Annotated in this window: 16 protein-coding genes; 12 read left to right on the forward strand and 4 right to left on the reverse strand. The window is 69.4% G+C overall.

Features of this window, described 5'->3' with window-relative positions; genetic code table 11:
- Nucleotides 1-11 precede the first annotated feature (11 nt).
- On the reverse strand, nucleotides 12-800 hold the full coding sequence (locus TBIF_RS03590; RefSeq protein ID WP_024793496.1) for a class I SAM-dependent methyltransferase: 789 nt from the start codon (nucleotides 798-800) through the stop codon (nucleotides 12-14).
- A 355-nt stretch (nucleotides 801-1,155) separates the two neighbouring features.
- Here TBIF_RS03590 and TBIF_RS03600 point away from each other — a divergent pair, with 355 nt between their 5' ends.
- Complete coding sequence (locus TBIF_RS03600; RefSeq protein WP_024793497.1) at nucleotides 1,156-1,653, forward strand: PH domain-containing protein; 498 nt, start codon at nucleotides 1,156-1,158, stop codon at nucleotides 1,651-1,653.
- Nucleotides 1,654-1,657: 4 nt separating this feature from the next.
- Here TBIF_RS03600 and TBIF_RS03605 read toward each other — a convergent pair whose 3' ends face one another.
- Nucleotides 1,658-2,194 (reverse strand): GtrA family protein, encoded by a 537-nt coding sequence (locus TBIF_RS03605; protein WP_024793498.1) that lies wholly within the window; start codon nucleotides 2,192-2,194, stop codon nucleotides 1,658-1,660.
- A gap of 142 nt (nucleotides 2,195-2,336) precedes the next feature.
- On the opposite strand from TBIF_RS03605, the gene TBIF_RS03610 reads away from it, so the two are divergent.
- The 11 genes from TBIF_RS03610 to TBIF_RS22790 all read left to right on the forward strand — a co-directional run bounded on the left by TBIF_RS03610 (nucleotide 2,337) and on the right by TBIF_RS22790 (nucleotide 14,031).
- Complete coding sequence (locus TBIF_RS03610; RefSeq protein ID WP_051461344.1) at nucleotides 2,337-3,596, forward strand: 5-(carboxyamino)imidazole ribonucleotide synthase; 1,260 nt, start codon at nucleotides 2,337-2,339, stop codon at nucleotides 3,594-3,596.
- On the forward strand, nucleotides 3,596-4,102 hold the full coding sequence (gene purE / locus TBIF_RS03615) for a 5-(carboxyamino)imidazole ribonucleotide mutase (protein ID WP_024793500.1): 507 nt from the start codon (nucleotides 3,596-3,598) through the stop codon (nucleotides 4,100-4,102). Before TBIF_RS03610 ends, purE begins: the two co-directional genes overlap by 1 nt.
- Before the next feature lie 2 nt (nucleotides 4,103-4,104).
- On the forward strand, nucleotides 4,105-4,803 hold the full coding sequence (locus TBIF_RS03620; protein ID WP_024793501.1) for a TetR family transcriptional regulator: 699 nt from the start codon (nucleotides 4,105-4,107) through the stop codon (nucleotides 4,801-4,803).
- Nucleotides 4,804-5,064: 261 nt separating this feature from the next.
- The gene (locus TBIF_RS03625) at nucleotides 5,065-6,222 is read left to right on the forward strand and encodes an acyl-CoA dehydrogenase (protein WP_024793502.1); all 1,158 of its coding nucleotides are present in this window, start codon (nucleotides 5,065-5,067) and stop codon (nucleotides 6,220-6,222) included.
- Nucleotides 6,223-6,259: 37 nt separating this feature from the next.
- The gene (locus TBIF_RS03630) at nucleotides 6,260-7,108 is read left to right on the forward strand and encodes a 3-hydroxybutyryl-CoA dehydrogenase (protein ID WP_024793503.1); all 849 of its coding nucleotides are present in this window, start codon (nucleotides 6,260-6,262) and stop codon (nucleotides 7,106-7,108) included.
- Nucleotides 7,109-7,174: 66 nt separating this feature from the next.
- Nucleotides 7,175-8,362 carry a sensor histidine kinase gene (locus TBIF_RS03635; RefSeq protein WP_024793504.1) on the forward strand — a complete coding sequence of 396 codons (1,188 nt, stop codon included), beginning with the start codon at nucleotides 7,175-7,177 and terminating at the stop codon, nucleotides 8,360-8,362.
- A 10-nt stretch (nucleotides 8,363-8,372) separates the two neighbouring features.
- Nucleotides 8,373-9,062: a response regulator transcription factor gene (locus TBIF_RS03640; protein ID WP_024793505.1), complete on the forward strand. Its 690-nt coding sequence runs from the start codon at nucleotides 8,373-8,375 to the stop codon at nucleotides 9,060-9,062.
- A 123-nt stretch (nucleotides 9,063-9,185) separates the two neighbouring features.
- Entirely contained in the window at nucleotides 9,186-9,935 is a 750-nt protein-coding gene (locus TBIF_RS03645; protein WP_024793506.1) for an ABC transporter ATP-binding protein, read from the forward strand.
- Complete coding sequence (locus tag TBIF_RS03650; protein WP_051461337.1) at nucleotides 9,932-12,382, forward strand: ABC transporter permease; 2,451 nt, start codon at nucleotides 9,932-9,934, stop codon at nucleotides 12,380-12,382. The genes TBIF_RS03645 and TBIF_RS03650 overlap by 4 nt, the downstream gene beginning before the upstream one ends.
- 21 nt (nucleotides 12,383-12,403) lie before the next feature.
- Nucleotides 12,404-13,027, forward strand: a complete 624-nt coding sequence (locus TBIF_RS03655) for a TIGR03085 family metal-binding protein (RefSeq protein WP_024793508.1) — start codon at nucleotides 12,404-12,406, stop codon at nucleotides 13,025-13,027.
- A gap of 29 nt (nucleotides 13,028-13,056) precedes the next feature.
- On the forward strand, nucleotides 13,057-14,031 hold the full coding sequence (locus TBIF_RS22790; RefSeq protein ID WP_235174477.1) for an aldo/keto reductase: 975 nt from the start codon (nucleotides 13,057-13,059) through the stop codon (nucleotides 14,029-14,031).
- On the opposite strand, the gene TBIF_RS03665 is transcribed toward TBIF_RS22790, so the two are convergent.
- Nucleotides 14,015-14,743, reverse strand: a complete 729-nt coding sequence (locus TBIF_RS03665; RefSeq protein WP_024793509.1) for a TIGR03089 family protein — start codon at nucleotides 14,741-14,743, stop codon at nucleotides 14,015-14,017. The two genes, TBIF_RS22790 and TBIF_RS03665, sit on opposite strands and share 17 nt — an antisense overlap.
- 25 nt (nucleotides 14,744-14,768) lie before the next feature.
- Nucleotides 14,769-16,238, reverse strand: a complete 1,470-nt coding sequence (locus TBIF_RS03670; protein WP_051461338.1) for an LCP family protein — start codon at nucleotides 16,236-16,238, stop codon at nucleotides 14,769-14,771.
- Nucleotides 16,239-16,542 lie beyond the last annotated feature (304 nt).

Here is a 16,542-nt window from a genome sequence, read left to right on the forward strand (position 1 = left end):
ATCCTGCCTGTTCAGGCCTTGATGGCGACGAAGGACACGGCCACCATCTCCTTGTCGTATTTGACGAAGGTCTTGCGCATGTCGAGCACACGCTTGCGCGCATCGTGATCACGCAGCAGGTTCTTTGCGAACCGCAGGGTGCCGAGCAGGCCCTCGTCAGCGAGAAGCCGTCGCGGCTGCAGTAGCGCCATGGGCGCGGTGTTGGTTTCGGCGATGGTGAACCCGCCGACGACAAGCAGGTCGCGCCATTCCTCGACCGTCATCGGCCGGGCATTGACCTTGATGGCCCGCGCGAGGGACTGCTGAACGTCCTTCTTGAGGGCCTCGTCGAGGGTGTCGGGCTGCAGGGCCAGCTCGTGGATGGCGTAGCGACCGCCGGGGCGCAGCACGCGGGCCGCCTCGGCGATAATCGCAGCCTTGCTGCGATCGGTCTGCATCGTCAGCATCGCCTCGCCGATGACGAGGTCGGCGGACGCGTCCGGCAGCCCGGTCTGGGCGGCCTCGCCGACGACGCAGCTGCCGCGCTCGCCGACCCGATCGCGGACGATTGTGGCCGCGGACTCGTCGTGCTCGACGCCCATGTAGGACTTGGGGCGCGCGGTGAGGATCTCGGCGGCAGTATGACCCAGCCCGGGTGCGAGCTCGACGACGTCGGCGCCCTCGATGTCAGCCCCGCCGAGCATCGCCTGGGTCAGCTCGACACCGCCGGGGCGCAGGACCCGCTTGCCAAGCCGGGCGAGGAGCCAGTGGCCTGGCAGATGTGCGGCGTCGCGGTTGGCGAGGGGGAGTTCTGCATTCATCGTGGTCTTCCTTCTGCGAGGTGATTACTGTGCTTAGGCTAGCCTAAACTACGCTGGTTTAGCGTGCATCTGTACGCGTTATTTCTGTTGGGGTGTCGAGTTCGATGACCTCGTCTGCGAGGTGGCGCACGAGAGCCGGCTCGTGGCTGGATAGCAGCACGGCGACCCCCGATCAGGCGGCCTCCTCGATGAGGTCGGCGACGGCGGCGGCCCATTGCGGGTCGAGATGGGAAAATGGCTCGTCGGCGATCAACTTCGCCGCCTCGACAGCGGCCTGCGTCGCCAGCATAAGGTGGTGGCCATGTGTAACGAGCTCCTCCGCCAGCCGCTGCGACGTGCGGGCTGACGCGCGGGTATGGCATACCCGGACAGACTGCTCCACGACGATGAGATGGTCCTGTGGCATCGGCATCCGCATTGGCGGCGGGTCGCCGGCCCGGCGTTGGGGCTGCCGCTGCTGACTCTCGCCGCGGGCGTGGGCATCGGCCTGATCGAGCGCTATACGACGCGAGACTGGCAGCTGGCGCTCTACGGGCTCGTGGGCGCCGCGTGGCTAATCGTGGTGTGGTGGCGCTGCGCGTGGCCCTGGCTGGCGTGGCGGCGCACCCACTTCGTGCTGACGAACCAGCGCCTGCTGGTGCGGGAGGGCGTGCTCAGCCGCAGGGGAATCGAGATTGATTTGCGCGACGTCAGCGATGTGTCCTGCCGGCGCTCCATGGCAGAGCGCTTGACCGGTTCGGGCACCCTCGTCGTGCGCTCCGCTACGGCACCGCCGCTGGTGTGCGGGGCCATGGCGCAGGCGGGCGCGGTCCAGGCCATGATCGAGGCCGAGGTCGACGCGCTCTACCACTGAGTGGTCAGGTGGTCTCGAGGTCCCGGTCGTCGAGGTGCTGGGGGTGGTCCTGCTCCGGGGCCTCATGCGGGAACACCCAGCGGCGCAGCGCCCAGAACCGGAAGGCCATCTGCAGCAAGTTGCCGATGAGGTACGCGCTGACGAAGTCGGCGATGTTCTCGACAGTCAAGGAGTGGTGCATCGCATCCAGGTGGAACCAATACCGGGAGATCCACAGGGGGATGAAAGAGAGCACCACGCCGATGCCGCTGACCACGAAGAACAGCACTGCCTCGGTGGAAACTCCGCGGCCGCCGCGGCTGCGGAAGGACCACTGCCTGTTCAGGTAGTAGGACAGCGCCATGGCTGCGACGCCGGCGATAATCTTCGCGGTGAGGGGTTTGGCCTCCATCACCGAGAGCTTCAGTATGTAGAAGATTCCCAGGTCGAAGATGAACGTGGTGCCACCTACGATGGCGAACTTGATGAATTCCGAATGACGGAGTGCGAGACCCCGAAAGGGCTCGGGAATCAACCGGATAACTCCGTCTGCATATGACACGAGGTCCAATTCTAATGCATGGATCGGCAAAGTTTGCTGTACTTGTGGTCACAGGACCGAGATTTGGGCTGACCGCTGCACGGGTCATCCCTGGTCCGTGGCAGCATAGGTAGCCGTGATCGAAGATTCTCAGGACACGCGAATCAATGGCCCCGCACATCCCGGCGGCGCAACCCGCACGGGTGTGAGCGACCTCCCCGTGGTGGCGATGATCGGGGGCGGCCAACTTGCGCGCATGACCCATCAGGCGGCGATAGCGCTGGGGCAGACCCTGCGGGTGCTCGCCGCCGACCCGGCCGAGTCTGCGTCCCAGGTAAGCCCGGACGTCGTGATCGGCAGCCACACGGATTTGGCCGCGCTGCGCCTGGTGGCGGACGGTGCGACGGTCCTGACTTTCGATCATGAGCACGTGCCGCCGGAGCACCTGCACGCCCTCGTCGCGGAGGGCGTGAACGTCCAGCCGCCGCCCGAGGCGCTGGTGTACGCCCAGGACAAGCTGATGATGCGCCGCAAGCTGCGCGAACTTGGCGCGCCGGTCCCCGATTTCGCCGAGGTGCGCGGACTGCAGGACGTGGTGGACTTCGCCGAGGCGAACAGTTGGCCCGTCGTCATCAAGGCCATTCGCGGCGGTTATGACGGCCGCGGTGTGTGGATGCCCAAGACCGAGGCTGAGGCGGAGGCTATTGTCGCGGACCAGTTGGCCCACGGCGTGGGGCTGATGGTGGAACAGAAGGTGCCGCTGCGCCGGGAACTGTCCGCGATGGTGGCGCGCTCCCCGTTCGGCCAGGGCGCGACATGGCCGGTGGTCGAGTCGGTGCAGCGCGACGGCGTCTGCGCGGTGGTCGTGGCGCCCGCGCCGAAGCTCTCCGACGAGCTGGCCGCGCGCGCAGAGCAGCTGGCGCTGCGGCTGGCCGCAGAACTGGGCGTCGTCGGGTCGATGGCTGTGGAGTTATTCGAGACGGCCGGCCCCGACGGTAAGCCCATGATCCTCGTCAACGAGCTCGCGATGCGCCCGCACAACACCGGGCACTGGACGCAGAACGGCGCGATCACCTCGCAGTTCGAGCAGCATCTGCGCGCAGTCCTGGACTATCCGCTGGGCGATCCCAGCCCCATCGCCCCGGTCACCGTGATGGCGAACATCCTCGGCGGCCCGCAGACTCCGGCCATGTCGATGGACGAGCGCCTGCACCACCTGTTCGGGCGGCTGCCCGAGGCGAAGGTGCACCTGTACGGCAAGGGGGAGCGGCCCGGCCGCAAGCTCGGCCACATCAATATCACCGGAGCGATCTCGGGCTCGCTGGACGACGCGGCCTATGTCGCCGATGTCCGCGAGCGGGCCGAGCGCGCCGCACACTGGCTCTCACATGGCGAATGGTCAGACGGATGGGACGGGAAATAATGAGCGGTAGTGGTGCGCGGGTCGGCCTCATCATGGGCAGCGACTCCGATTGGCCCGTGATGGAGGAGGCCGCGCTGGCCCTCGCAGAGTTCGGGATCCCGTTCGAGGTGGGCGTGTTCTCCGCGCACCGCACCCCGCAGCGGATGCTCGACTACGCGACGGAGGCCTCCACGCGCGGCATCCAGGTGATCATCGCCGGCGCCGGCGGCGCGGCCCACCTGCCGGGCATGGTCGCGTCGGCGACGCCGCTGCCCGTGATCGGCGTGCCGGTGCCGCTGAAGTACCTCGACGGCATGGACTCGCTGCTCTCGATCGTGCAGATGCCCGCGGGGGTGCCGGTCGCGACGGTCTCCATCGGCGGCGCGCGCAACGCCGGCCTGCTGGCCGTGCGCATCCTCGGCGCCACGGACCCGGCGCTGCAGGCCAAGATGACCGCGTTCCAGGCCGATCTCGAGAAGATGGTGCTCGGCAAGGATGCGGCGCTCCGACGCACCCTGATGGGCTGATCGTGCTCGGAAATCCCGAGTCGGAGTTCCGGCTGCGGGTGGCAGACCACGCCATCCGGCTGTTCGCCGAGGCCGGCTACGAGGCCACCACGGTCGATGAGATCGCCGCCGCGGCCGGGGTGTCCCGGCGGACCTTCTTCCGGCAGTTCCGCTCCAAGGAGGACGTGGTCTTCGCGGACCATCGCACCCTGCTGGAGCAGGCCGGGCGACAGCTGGCGGAGAGCCAGCGAGCCGGCCAGGACCCCTGGACCGCGGTCTGCGACGCGGCCGAGCTGGTTTTCGACCGCTTCCTAGAGCACCGGGAGATGTCGGTGCGCCGCTATCGCGTGGTCAACGCCGTCGAGGCGCTGCGCGAGCACGAGATCGTCACCGTCTACCGCTATGAGCGGCTATTCGCCGACCATCTGCGGGTGGCGCTGCCCGAGGTGGCGCCGCTGCGGATCATCACGTTCGCATCCTCCGTGACGGCGACCCATAACTATCTCCTGCGCGAGATGCTGCGCGGCAACCCCGATGCGACGGCGGCGCGGCTGCGCGTCGAGCTGACGGCCGTCCGCCGTTTGTACTCCGAGTCTGCGGAACTGGCCGGGGGACTTGCCGGGGGACGCACGACGGTCGTCGTGACCGTCGTGCAGGGCGGGGGATCGAGTGCCGAGGTCGCCGAGCGGGTGCGCCAGGAGCTCGACGAGCTGGGCGAATAGCCACCTCCACTCATCGAGTGTTGGCACTGAGTGCCGACTCGTGGCACGCGGGCCGCGGTTGGGGTTTTCCTGCCTGACGGCCGATGTTTCCCTGGATGGCCATGGTATTAGTCACGTCATGCGGTAGTATCGGCCCGGTTGGCAGAGCGGTCTCGGCTTAGGCTTGGACGGCAGTGTGGCACGCAGTGCCACACGGTCCGCCGTAGTCTGACACCCAGCCGGATTTTGCAGCCCAGTCGATCCACGTGGAGGAGCCTTAAGATGTCAGGAAACCCGAACTTCAGCCTGTTCCAGCTCAATGAGGAGCACGACGAGCTGCGGGCCGCTATCCGCGCGCTGTCGGAGAAAGAGATCGCGCCGCACGCGAAGGCGGTCGACGAGGACGCCCGCTTCCCCCAGGAGGCCCTCGACGCGCTCATCAACTCCGGCTTCAACGCCGTCCATGTGCCCGAGGAGTTCGGCGGCCAGGGCGCGGATTCCGTGGCCACCTGCATCGTCATCGAGGAGGTCGCCCGCGTCTGCGGCTCGTCCTCCCTGATCCCGGCCGTGAACAAGCTCGGCACGATGGGCCTGATCCTCAAGGGCTCCGAGGAGCTCAAGGCGCAGGTGCTCCCCGATCTGGCGAACGGCGAGATGGCGTCCTACGCGCTCTCCGAGCGTGAGGCCGGCTCCGACGCCGCCGCCATGCGCACCCGCGCCAAGGCCGATGGCGATGACTGGATCCTCAACGGCTCCAAATGCTGGATCACCAACGGCGGCAAGTCCACCTGGTACACGGTCATGGCCGTGACCGACGCGGACAAGGGCGCCAACGGCATCTCCTCGTTCATGGTCCACAAGGATGACGAGGGCTTCATCGTGGGCCCGCTCGAGCACAAGCTCGGCATCAAGGGCAGCCCCACCGCGGAGCTGTACTTCGAGAACTGCCGCATCCCCGGCGACCGCATCATCGGCGCGCCCGGCACCGGCTTCAAGACCGCGCTCGAGACCCTCGACCACACCCGCCCGACCATCGGCGCGCAGGCCGTCGGGCTGGCCCAGGGCGCGCTCGACGCCGCTATCGACTACACCAAGGACCGCAAGCAGTTCGGCAAGGCGATCGCGGACAACCAGGCCGTGCAGTTCATGCTCGCGGACATGGCGATGAAGGTTGAGGCCGCCCGCCTGATGGTCTACACCTCCGCCGCACGCGCGGAGCGGGGCGAGAAGAACCTCGGCTTCATCTCCGCCGCGGCCAAGTGCTTCGCCTCCGATGTGGCCATGGAGGTCACCACCGACGCCGTGCAGCTGTTCGGCGGCGCCGGCTACACCACCGACTTCCCGGTGGAGCGCATGATGCGTGATGCGAAGATTACCCAGATCTACGAGGGCACCAACCAGATCCAGCGCGTCGTGATGTCCCGCGCGCTGCTGCGTTGATCTCTCGCGAACCCGAATAGCTAAGGAAGCCATGAGTATTGAGCTTGTAGGAGTAATCGGCGGCGGCACCATGGGCGCCGGCATCGCCGAGGTCTGTGCCAAGGCCGGCAGCTCGGTCTTGATCCTGGAGACCAAGCAGGAGTACGCCGACGCCGCGCAGGCGCGGATCGAGAAATCGATCGCGCGCGGCGTCAAGGCCGGCAAGCTGGACCAGGCCGCGGCCGACGCCGCGCTGGCCCGCGTCGGCGTCACCCTCGACATGAACGACTTCGCGGACCGCGACCTCGTCATCGAGGCCGCGCCGGAGATCGAGGCGCTGAAGGCGGACATCTTCAGCAAGCTCGACGCGATCGTCAAGCGGGAGGGCATCCTGGCCTCCAACACCTCGTCGATCCCCCTGATCAAGATGGCCAACGCCACCCAGCGTCCCGGCCAGGTCGTCGGCATCCACTTCTTCAACCCCGTGCCGGTCATGCCGCTGGTGGAGGTCGTGGTCAGCCTGGTCACGGCAGAGGAGACGGTTGCGACGGTCACGGAGTATGTCCGGGACACGCTGGGCAAGAAGGCCGTTCGGGCCGGCGACCGCGCGGGCTTCATCGTCAACGCGCTGCTGATCCCGTACCTGCTCTCCGCCGTGCGGATGTTCGAGTCCGGCTACGCCAGCGCCGAGGACATCGACGCGGCCATGAAGGGCGGCTGCGGCTACCCGATGGGCCCGCTCACGCTGTGCGACACCGTCGGGCTCGACATCGCGCTCGCCGCCGCAGAGTCGATGCACCAGGAGTTCGGCGAGCCGCACATGTCCCCGCCGCCGCTGCTGCGCCGCATGGTCGACGCGGGCCACCTCGGCCGCAAGACCGGGCAGGGCTTTTACAGCTACAAGTAAGACCAAGCACGACGGCCGCCGCGATGGGATCACCCCATCGCGGCGGCTGTGTTTAGGGTGGCAGTCATGAATGCGACGCGCGTGGCCGAGCGCTGGGGCCGATGGGCGGGCCGGCACATGTTCGGCCTCGACGCGACCGCCGCGGCGGTGCTGGGGATTTTGGCCACGATCACCGCGGCCAGCCAGGGATGGCCTGCCGCGGTGATCTCGCTCGCGATGATCGTGCCGCTGGCCTGGCGGCGGACCGCGCCCGTCGCGTCCGGCGTGGCGGTGACTGCCAGCTGTCTGCTGTACGTCGCGGTGGTGCCGGCGGGCTCGTTGGCGATGGTCGTCGCGCCGATCACGGTCTACGCGTTGGCGGCCTACACCGATGGCTGGCCGGGTCCCGCGGGGCTCGCGATGGGCTGGGTCGGCGCGCTGCTGGCCGGGCCGCGGTACTGGCTCGACGAGTACACCACGGCACTGGGCCTGATCTTCATCATCATGCTGCTTGGCCTGCTTATCACCGTGACCTGGGTCTTCGGCCGGCTGCGGCGGGTGCGTCGGGAGCAGGTCTCCGGTCTCGCCGAGCGGGCCCGGCTGCTGGAGCTCGAGCGGGAGCAGGAGGCGGAGCTGGCTGCGCTGAGCGAGCGCTCCCGGATCGCCCGCGAGATGCATGACATCATCGCCCACTCCCTGACCGTCGTCATCGCCCAGGCCGACGGCGGCCGCTACTCCGCCACGCCCGACGCGCCTGTGCCCGACGCCGCCGCGCAGGCCCTCACCACCATCGCCGCCACCGGCCGGCAGGCGCTGACGGATATGCGCTCGCTGCTGTCCGTGCTGCGCGAGGACGGCCCGCGCGAGTTCGCGTCGACGCCCGGGGCCGCCGACATCGAGGGGCTCGTCGCGGATCTGGGGTGGTCCTATCGCGAGATCGGCGCGCCCGGCACGCTGTCCGCCGGAGCCGGGCTGACCGCGTTCCGCGTGGCGCAGGAGTCCCTGACGAACGTGCTCAAGCACGCGGGGCCCGGCGCGCGGGCGGAGGTCGAGGTGCGCTGGTCCCCGCGGCGACTAGAGCTCACGGTCAGCGATGACGGCCGGGGTGCGGCCGGCCTCGTGGAGCCATCGCCGGGCGGGCAGGGCGTGATCGGTATGCGGGAGCGCGCGCACCTGCACGGCGGCACCCTGGCCGCGGGACCGCACCCCGGCGGCGGCTACCGCGTGCGGCTGGAGCTCCCGTGCGGACCGGCCCCCGAGATCCCCGTGGCTTAGATTGACCGGTATGGAAACTCCGATCCGGATCGCCCTCGTCGATGACCAGCAGCTGGTCCGCGCCGGGTTCCGCATGGTGCTCGAGTCGCAGCCGGACCTCGTCGTGGTCGCCGAGTCGTCCGACGGCGCGCAGGGGCTGGCGGCGGTGCGGCGCGAGCAGTCGACCGGTGCGGGAGTAGATGTGGTGCTGATGGACGTGCAGATGCCGACGATGGATGGCATCGAGGCCACCCGCCAGCTGACGGCGCTGGGGGAGCGGCCGCGCGTGATCGTCCTGACCACCTTCGACAACGACGAGTACGTGCTCGCCGCGATCGCCGCGGGGGCCAGCGGCTTCCTGCTCAAGGACGCGGACCCGGAGGAGTTGCTGGCCGCGGTGCGCACGGTGCACAACGGCGACGCGGTGATCGCGCCCCGGTCCACCCGTCGCCTGCTCGAGCACGTGGGACCGCTGCTCGGCCACGAGCCCGTCCCCCTGCCCGCGGACCTCACCGCGCGGGAGCTGGAGGTGCTCGCGGAGATGGCACACGGGCGGACCAATGCGGAAATCGCCGATGCGCTATTCGTCTCCGAGGCGACGGTCAAGACCCATATCGGAAAGGTGTTGGCCAAGACCGGCTCTCGCGACCGGGTGCACGCGGTGCTCGTCGCGTTCCGGGCGGGGCTGGTGCGCCCCGACGAGGTCCTGCGGCAGGGGTAGCCAGCCTCAGCCCACGGGATGAGTTCGCCACCTCGACAACGCTTCTCGCGGTCGATGTGGCGGCGCCACCTGTGGAAATAGGATTGAGATCGAACCTGATCCCGACCTTTGGAGGCACCGAGAATGACCCCGCCCGTACCCGCGATTCGAGCACTGGGGCTCACCAAGCACTACGGCGACGGCGAGGCGCGGGTGAGCGCGCTGGCCGGCGTGGATGTGGAGTTCATGCGCGGGCGGTTCACCGCGATCATGGGGCCATCGGGCTCCGGCAAGTCGACCCTGATGCATGTGCTCGCAGGCCTCGACACCGCGTCGGCGGGCTCGGTGCTGCTGGGGGAGACGGACCTGACGCGACTGGGCGACACCGAGCTGACGATTCTGCGCCGCGAGCGCATCGGCTTCGTGTTCCAGGCCTTCAACCTGCTGCCGGTGCTGACGGCGCGCGAGAACATGCTGCTGCCGATGACGTTGGCGGGGCAGCGGCCGGACCCCGAGTGGCTGGACGATGTTGTCGAGCGGCTCGGCCTGCGGGACCGGCTGGCCCATCTTCCGCATGAGCTCTCAGGCGGCCAGCAGCAGCGGGTCGCCGTGGCGCGGGCGCTGCTACCGCGCCCTGCGGTGATCTTCGCGGACGAGCCGACGGGCAACCTGGACTCGCACTCCGGCGAACAGGTGCTGGGGCTGCTGCGCTCGAGTGTGCGGGAGACGGGCCAGACCGTCGTGATGGTCACCCATGACCCGGTGGCCGCGTCATATGCCGACCGCGTGGTGCTGCTCGCGGACGGCCTCCTGGCCGGCGAGGTCCACGACCCCACGCCGGACAGCGTCCTCGCGGCGATGCGCGGCCTGGGCGTGGCGGCGGTGGCCCGATGATGCTCAAACTGACTTTCCGGCAAGCGAAGGCGCACGCAGGGCGGTACCTGGCCTCCGTGCTGGCGGTCGTGGTGGCGGTGGGTTTCGTCGTGTCCACGCTGGTGCTCGGCGCCACCATGCGGGCCTCGACGATGGACTCGCTGGCCGCGCAGTACAAGGGCGCCGACGCCGTGGTCCTCACGAGCGGCGGGGACACAACCTCGCTCGCCGAGCGGGTGCGGGTGATGCCCGGGGTGCGCGCGATATCGGTCGACCACCGTGCCTTCGTCACCGCGAACCTGGGCAATGGGCCGGAGTTTGCCGAGATGTCCACGGTCGCAGCGGATGACGCGGCGGACGGGCTGCGCTGGCAGCGCATCGTGGACGGCGCGGCGCCCACTGGACTCGGTCAGGCGCTGGTGTCCGCAAGCTCTGGCATCGACCTCGGCGCCGAGGTGAAGGTCATCTCGTCGGACCGCGACGTGCCGGACACTGTGCTGGAAGTCGTTGGCCACGCGGACCTCTCGGGCACGGTCAACAACTCGGGTGGGCTGCGCCTGTATGTCTCACCGGAACAGGCCGCGCAGCTCGCCGGCCCGGATGCGCCGGCGGAGATCCGCATCGCCGGGGACGGCCGCCGCTCGCCCGAGGCGCTCACCGCAGCCTTGGCGGCTGTGGCCGGCTCGGACCTGACCGTGCTGACCGGCGATGCTCGCGCGGCCCAGGTCGCCGATCAGCTCCTCGGCGGCACGGGCGTGTTGAGCTCGGTGCTGTTGTCCTTCGGGGCAATCGCGGTCGTGGTGGCGGGCATGGTCATCGCGAACACCTTCGCGGTCCTGTTGGCCTCGCGGACCCGTGAGCTGGCGATGCTGCGGTGCTCGGGCGTCACCGCCGGGCAGATCCGGTCCAGCGTGCGGATCGAGGCGCTGGCGGTCGGCGTCATCGCGTCGGCGCTGGGTGTGGCCGCGGGCGTCGGGGTCTCGGCGGCGGTTGCGGCCGTGGCCTCCGCCATGGACGCGCCGATTCCCTTGTCCAGCTTGGCAGTTGGCTGGGTCGCGGTGGCGGTGGGCCTGGCTGTGGGCATCGTGACGACCTTCCTGGCGGCGGTGGGTCCGGCCCGCGCCGCGACCAAGGTCTCACCGCTTGCGGCGCTGCGGCCCGTGGAGGTCCCGCTCTCGCATGCCGCCGCCGGGGGCCGACTGAGCCTGGCACTGGGTGGGTGCGCGGTGCTCCTGGGATCCGTGCTGCTGGGCGTGGGCGCGTGGGTCGCGTCGGTTCTCATAGCCTGCACCGGCGGCCTGCTCGCATTCATCGGCGTGGTGACGCTGGGCGGCCGACTGCTACCGAGGGCGGTGTCCGCGGCGGGTGCGTTGGTGGGCAAGGCCGGGGGGCCGGTGGGCCGATTGGCGGCGGGCAACGCGGGGCGCAATCCGCGCCGGACCACGGCCACCGCGACGGCGCTGCTGATCGGGATCACCCTGACCTCGACCATCGTGGTCGGCGCGGGTGTGCTGCGGACCTCTGTGGACAGCACCTTGAACGCGCAGTATCCGGTGGACGTGATGGTGTCGGACTCGACCCCGCTCCCGCAGGAGCTCGAGGGCCAGATTGCGAGGCTAAGCGGTGTGCGGCTGGCCACGCCGGTGCAGCGGATGGTCTTGTCGGGCCCCGGCGGCACGTCGGCCACGGCGTACGCACTCGGGCCAGACGCCGGCGAGGACTTCCGAAGCGATCAGCAAGCGCCGCCGGCTGGCGTCGTGTCGGCGTCTGCGTCGGACCTCCGCGACCTCGGTCTGGCTGCCGGGTCCGCCGCAGAACTGAGCATTGAGGGCGGGGCGGGCACCACGGTGCTGATCGCGGATTCGGACGCGCCGGTCCCGCTGGCGAGTCTCGCGAACGCGTCGACGGAGTCGCCGGACAGCCTGTGGATCCGGCTGACAGACGACCTCACCCCGGCACGGCAGGCTGAGCTCGGCCGGGAGATCCGACAGTTGGTCGCCGCGGCGGCCCCGGCCGGCCAGGTCTCCTTCGCGGTCGACGGGCGCAACACCTTCAACCAGGTGCTGGACACGATGCTCTACATTGTCGGCGGGTTGCTGTCGGTGGCGGTGCTGATCGCGCTGATTGGCGTCGGCAACACGATGGCGCTGTCGGTGATCGAGCGCCGACGCGAGACGGGTCTGCTGCGCGCGCTGGGCCTGACGAGGCGCGGGGTGCGGGCGATGCTGCTGTGGGAGGCGGCGCTGGTGGCGGGCGTGGCCTCGCTGTTTGGTGTCGTGCTTGGCCTGGTGTTCGGCATCACGGGGACGATCTCCGTCGTCGGGTCGCCCAATTTCGCGGCCGGCGGTATGCCCTGGCTGCAGCTCGTGGGCATCGTCGTCATCGGCGCGGCCGCGGGGATGCTGGCGGCGGTGCTTCCAGCGCGTCGGGCCACGCGGGTGCCGCCGACAGTCGCTCTTGCCGGCTAAGACCTGCGTATCGTCGTGTACATGAGTATGGCGCAGCGCGAGCGGCAGCAAATGGCGGATCTGATGACGAGCCTCGGACCGGACGCCCCGACCCTGTGCGAGGGGTGGACGGTCCGAGACCTTGCCGCGCACCTGGTCACCCGGGAACGGCGGCCCGACGCGATGCCCGGCATCATGGTCCCGCTGCTGGCGAAGCACACCGCCCAGGTCCAGGCAGGCTACGCGGCGCAGGACTTCGACGCGCTGCTGGCGCAACTGCGCGCGGGGCCGCCGATCTACTCCCCGTTCTGGGCCATCGACGGTCAGGTCAATCTGGGGGAGATGTTCATCCACCACGAGGATGTCCGCCGCGCGCAAGCGGATTGGGCCCCGCGGGAGCTGAGCGACAAGACCCAGGACTCGTTCTGGCGAATGGCCAAGCTCATCGGCCGGCGGAGCTATCGCAAGAGCCCCGTCACCGTGGTCCTCACCCGGCCGGAGGGCGACACCGCGACCCCCGTGCACCGGGACGGGCCGATGGTGACCCTGCGTGGGGAACCCTCCGAGCTGCTGATGCACGCCTTCGGCCGGGACGCGGCGAAGATCGAGTTCGAGGGCGCAGCTCAGGACGTGGAATCGGTGCGGACGCTCAACCGCTCGCTGTGACTCGCCGCGCTGATGACTAACCTGGGGCCATGAGCACCTCCTCTCGTCAACTCGGCAACTCCGGCCTCACAGTCTCGACGGTGGGCCTGGGCTGCAATAACCTCGGCAAACCCGGCACCGCCAGCGAGTCGCTCGACGGCGCCACCGCGCTGGTCGACGCGGCCCTGGATGCGGGAGTCTCGTTCTTCGACACCTCCGACACCTATGGCGCGCACCCCGGACTCAGCGAGCACCTGCTGGGCCGGGCGCTCGGGCGCCGCCGCCGGGCAGACGTCGTGGTGGGCACCAAGTTCGGCATGGACATGCGCGGGGCCAACGGCCAGGACTTCGGTGCGCGCGGATCCCGCCGCTACGTCATCAAGGCGGTCGAGGCCTCGCTGCGCCGACTCGGCACGGATTGGATCGACCTGCTCCAGTTCCACAAGCCGGACCCGAAGACGCCGATCGCCGAGACCCTCAGCGCGCTAGACGATCTGGTGCGCGCGGGCAAGGTCCGCTACCTCGGGAACTCCAACATGTCCGGGTGGCAGATCGCCGAGGCCGAGTTCACCGCGCGCATGTCCGGCGGGGCCCGCTTCATCTCCGCGCAGAACCAATACAACCTGCTCAGCAGGGAGGTCGAACTGGAGGTGCTGCCCGCGGTGCGCGCGTTCGGGTTGAGCCTGCTGCCGTTCTTCCCCCTCGCGAGCGGTCTGCTCACCGGCAAGTACACGCGCACCGGCGAGCAGGTGGCGGGCCGCATCTCCAATAATCAGCCCCATGTGCTCGACCAAGCGCCGTGGGATCGGCTCGAGGCGTACTCGGAGTTCGCCAGCCCAGCCCGGTGTCGCGAGCGTCATCGCCGGGGCCACCACGCCCGCGCAGATCCAGGCCAACGTGGCGGCCGCCTCTTGGCAGCCCACGGCGGAGGACCTCGTCGAGCTCGACGCCATCTTCCCCAGGCCGAAGCCACTCAACCCGTTCTGACTCTGTGCTGTCGGGCCGAGCTCAGAGCTGGCGGGTGACCTTCTCCGACGTCATCCGCCGCTCGAGGGCGGACGGGTCCATGTTCGCGACCTGCACCAGCGAGGAGCCCGCTGCCAGCACCGCGAGAAGACCGTCGACCAGCTTGTCGACTGTGTTCCAATTCCGCTGGGACAGAACGCGATCCGACGGCCCGAGATCCACGCGGGCGGCCCGGGCGACCTCGAGGACCTCGGTGATCGACCGGCCATCCAGCGCCGGCGCGGCACCCGAGATACGGGTCGACGAGAAGTGATCCCCGTGGATGCGGACGGTGCTGGCGTAGTCGGTCATGGTCGGCGGCAGGTCCGGCACGGCCCGGCCGAAGGCGTCGAGCGAGCAGACCGCGATCTCGTCGATGTCTTGTACCTCGTCCATGCGTTCCGCGGTGACCACGGCGAGCCGAGCAGTGGGACCACCGTTGGCGGGGTCGGCCTCTAGAACCACCTCGCAGCCGTTCCACCACGCCCCGAGGAGCACCGCGACGGTCTGCCAGTGCGCGGGCATCAGCACACAGACCCGGTCGCCGGCGGCCAGGCCGAACTCGTCGCGCAGCATGTTCGCGGTCTTGGCGACCCAGTTCATCAGCGTGATCGCGGACAGCTCGACCCGTTCGCCCGTCGCGTCGTCGTAGTAGGTGACGAGCGGGTTGGCGGGACTCGCCGCCAGGATCGGGTCGATCAGCAGGTCGGTGAGTGTGCGGGAAGCGGTCATACGGCCAAATCTAGTTGACCCAAATCTAGTTGACGCAGGTCGGTCCGCCACCGCTGGCGGTGATGGGCTCCGCGCCAGGGGTTCCGGGCTCAGGAGGCGGTGCGCCCGGCAGGCTCGTCGGGGCGCCGGGGTGCGGGTCGGACGCGGGCGCGGGCGCGGCGGTGCCGTCGGTGATCGGGGCGGTGTAGTAGTCGGTGCCGGGACCGATGTAGTCGTAGCTGAGGACCACGTTGACCGACCCGGCGTCGAGGGATTCGTCGGTGCGCACCTCGAGATTACCGAGGGCGCGGGCGACGGCGCGGCCGCTGGCGGAGTCCTTCGGCGAGGTGAACACGGTGGACACGGACACTGGTGTGGAGAAGTCGCTGTTGCCGACATCGCCCAGCCCGTAGCCGACAGACTCGAGCTCGGAGGCGACGGTCGTCGCGAGCCCGCCGATGTCCGACGCGTTGAGGACAGACACGGTCACCTTCGAGGGCGTGACGTCGAGGGGGCCACTGGCCTCGGCCTCGGCGGCGGCGACCTCGGGGGAGGGCTCGCGTCCGATCATCTGGTCGAAGAAGCCCTGGACCTGCAGCGGGTCGACCACCACGATGGACTCGCCATTCGGGGAGAAGCCAGCAGGGTCGACCACGGGGATCGTCTCGAATTTGACCTTGCCGCCGGAGAGGTTCTGCAGCTGCTGCGCGAACCGGATGACATCCCAGCCGTCGTCGATCACCACGGACCGCTCGATGGCGCTGCTGAACTCGCTGATCTTCGCCGGGTTGCTGAGGGTCTTGGCACTGAGGACCTCCTGGGCCAAGGAGGCGAGGAAGACCTGCTGGCGCACGATGCGGTCGAGGTCTCCGCGCGGCAGATCGTGGCGCTGGCGCACAAAACTCAGCGCGTCGGGACCGTTGAGGGTCTGCTCGCCGGCGGCGAAGTTGGCGCCGGAGAGCGGCTCGTCGACAGCGTTGTTCAGGCACACGGGGACGCCGCCGACGGAGTCTGTGAGCAGCACGAAGCCGAGTAGCCCGACCTCCGCGAAGTGATCGACGGTGATGCCGGTCAGGCCCGCGACGGACTCGATCAGCGCCTGCCGACCGGCCTTGGTGGCCTGCTGCTCCGCGCTGGCCATGTCAACACCCTCCGCGACGAGCTTGTCGAGGGTGAGCGCCCGCGTGGCCCCATAGGCGGAGTTGATCTTCCCGCTCCCCATGTCGGGGATTTCGACGTAGGCGTCGCGCGGGATGGAGACGGCGGTTGCCGAGCTGCCATCGTTGGGGATGCGGATCAACATGATGGTGTCCGTGCTGGTGGAGTCGGCCTCGCCGGCCCGCAGCGTGTCCAACTCCTCCTGCGAGAGCTGATTCCCCTTCGCGTCGGTCCGCGAGTCGATGCCCACCACCAGGATGTCGATGGCCCCGTCCTCGCCGCCGCCCAGCCCGAGGCCGGCGGCCGTCGCCAAGTTCGAGCGCAGTGAGTCCACCGAGTACCAGGCATAGCCGGTCACCAGCAGGATCAGAATCGATGCGACCGCCAGGGCCGTCCGGCCCGGATGCGCCAGGGCGGCCGCGCCAGCCGCGGCGAAACCAGATGGGGCAGCCCCCGACCGCTCAGGCTTTGACCGCTCAGCCCCCGACCGCTCAGCCCCCGACCGCTCAGCTCCTGACCGCTCAGGTCTGGGCCGGGGCTGCTGCGGCCGCCGAGGTCGTGGAGAGTCGCCTCTGGACGGCACCGGGCCCCCTTCTGCTGGCTTAGGCGGAGAGAATCATTGCTTAAGGTCCGCTCCAGGCTAGTGGCGGTTGCCGGTTGGG

Source organism: Tomitella biformata AHU 1821, assembly GCF_000524475.1.
Taxonomy (GTDB): domain Bacteria; phylum Actinomycetota; class Actinomycetes; order Mycobacteriales; family Mycobacteriaceae; genus Tomitella; species Tomitella biformata.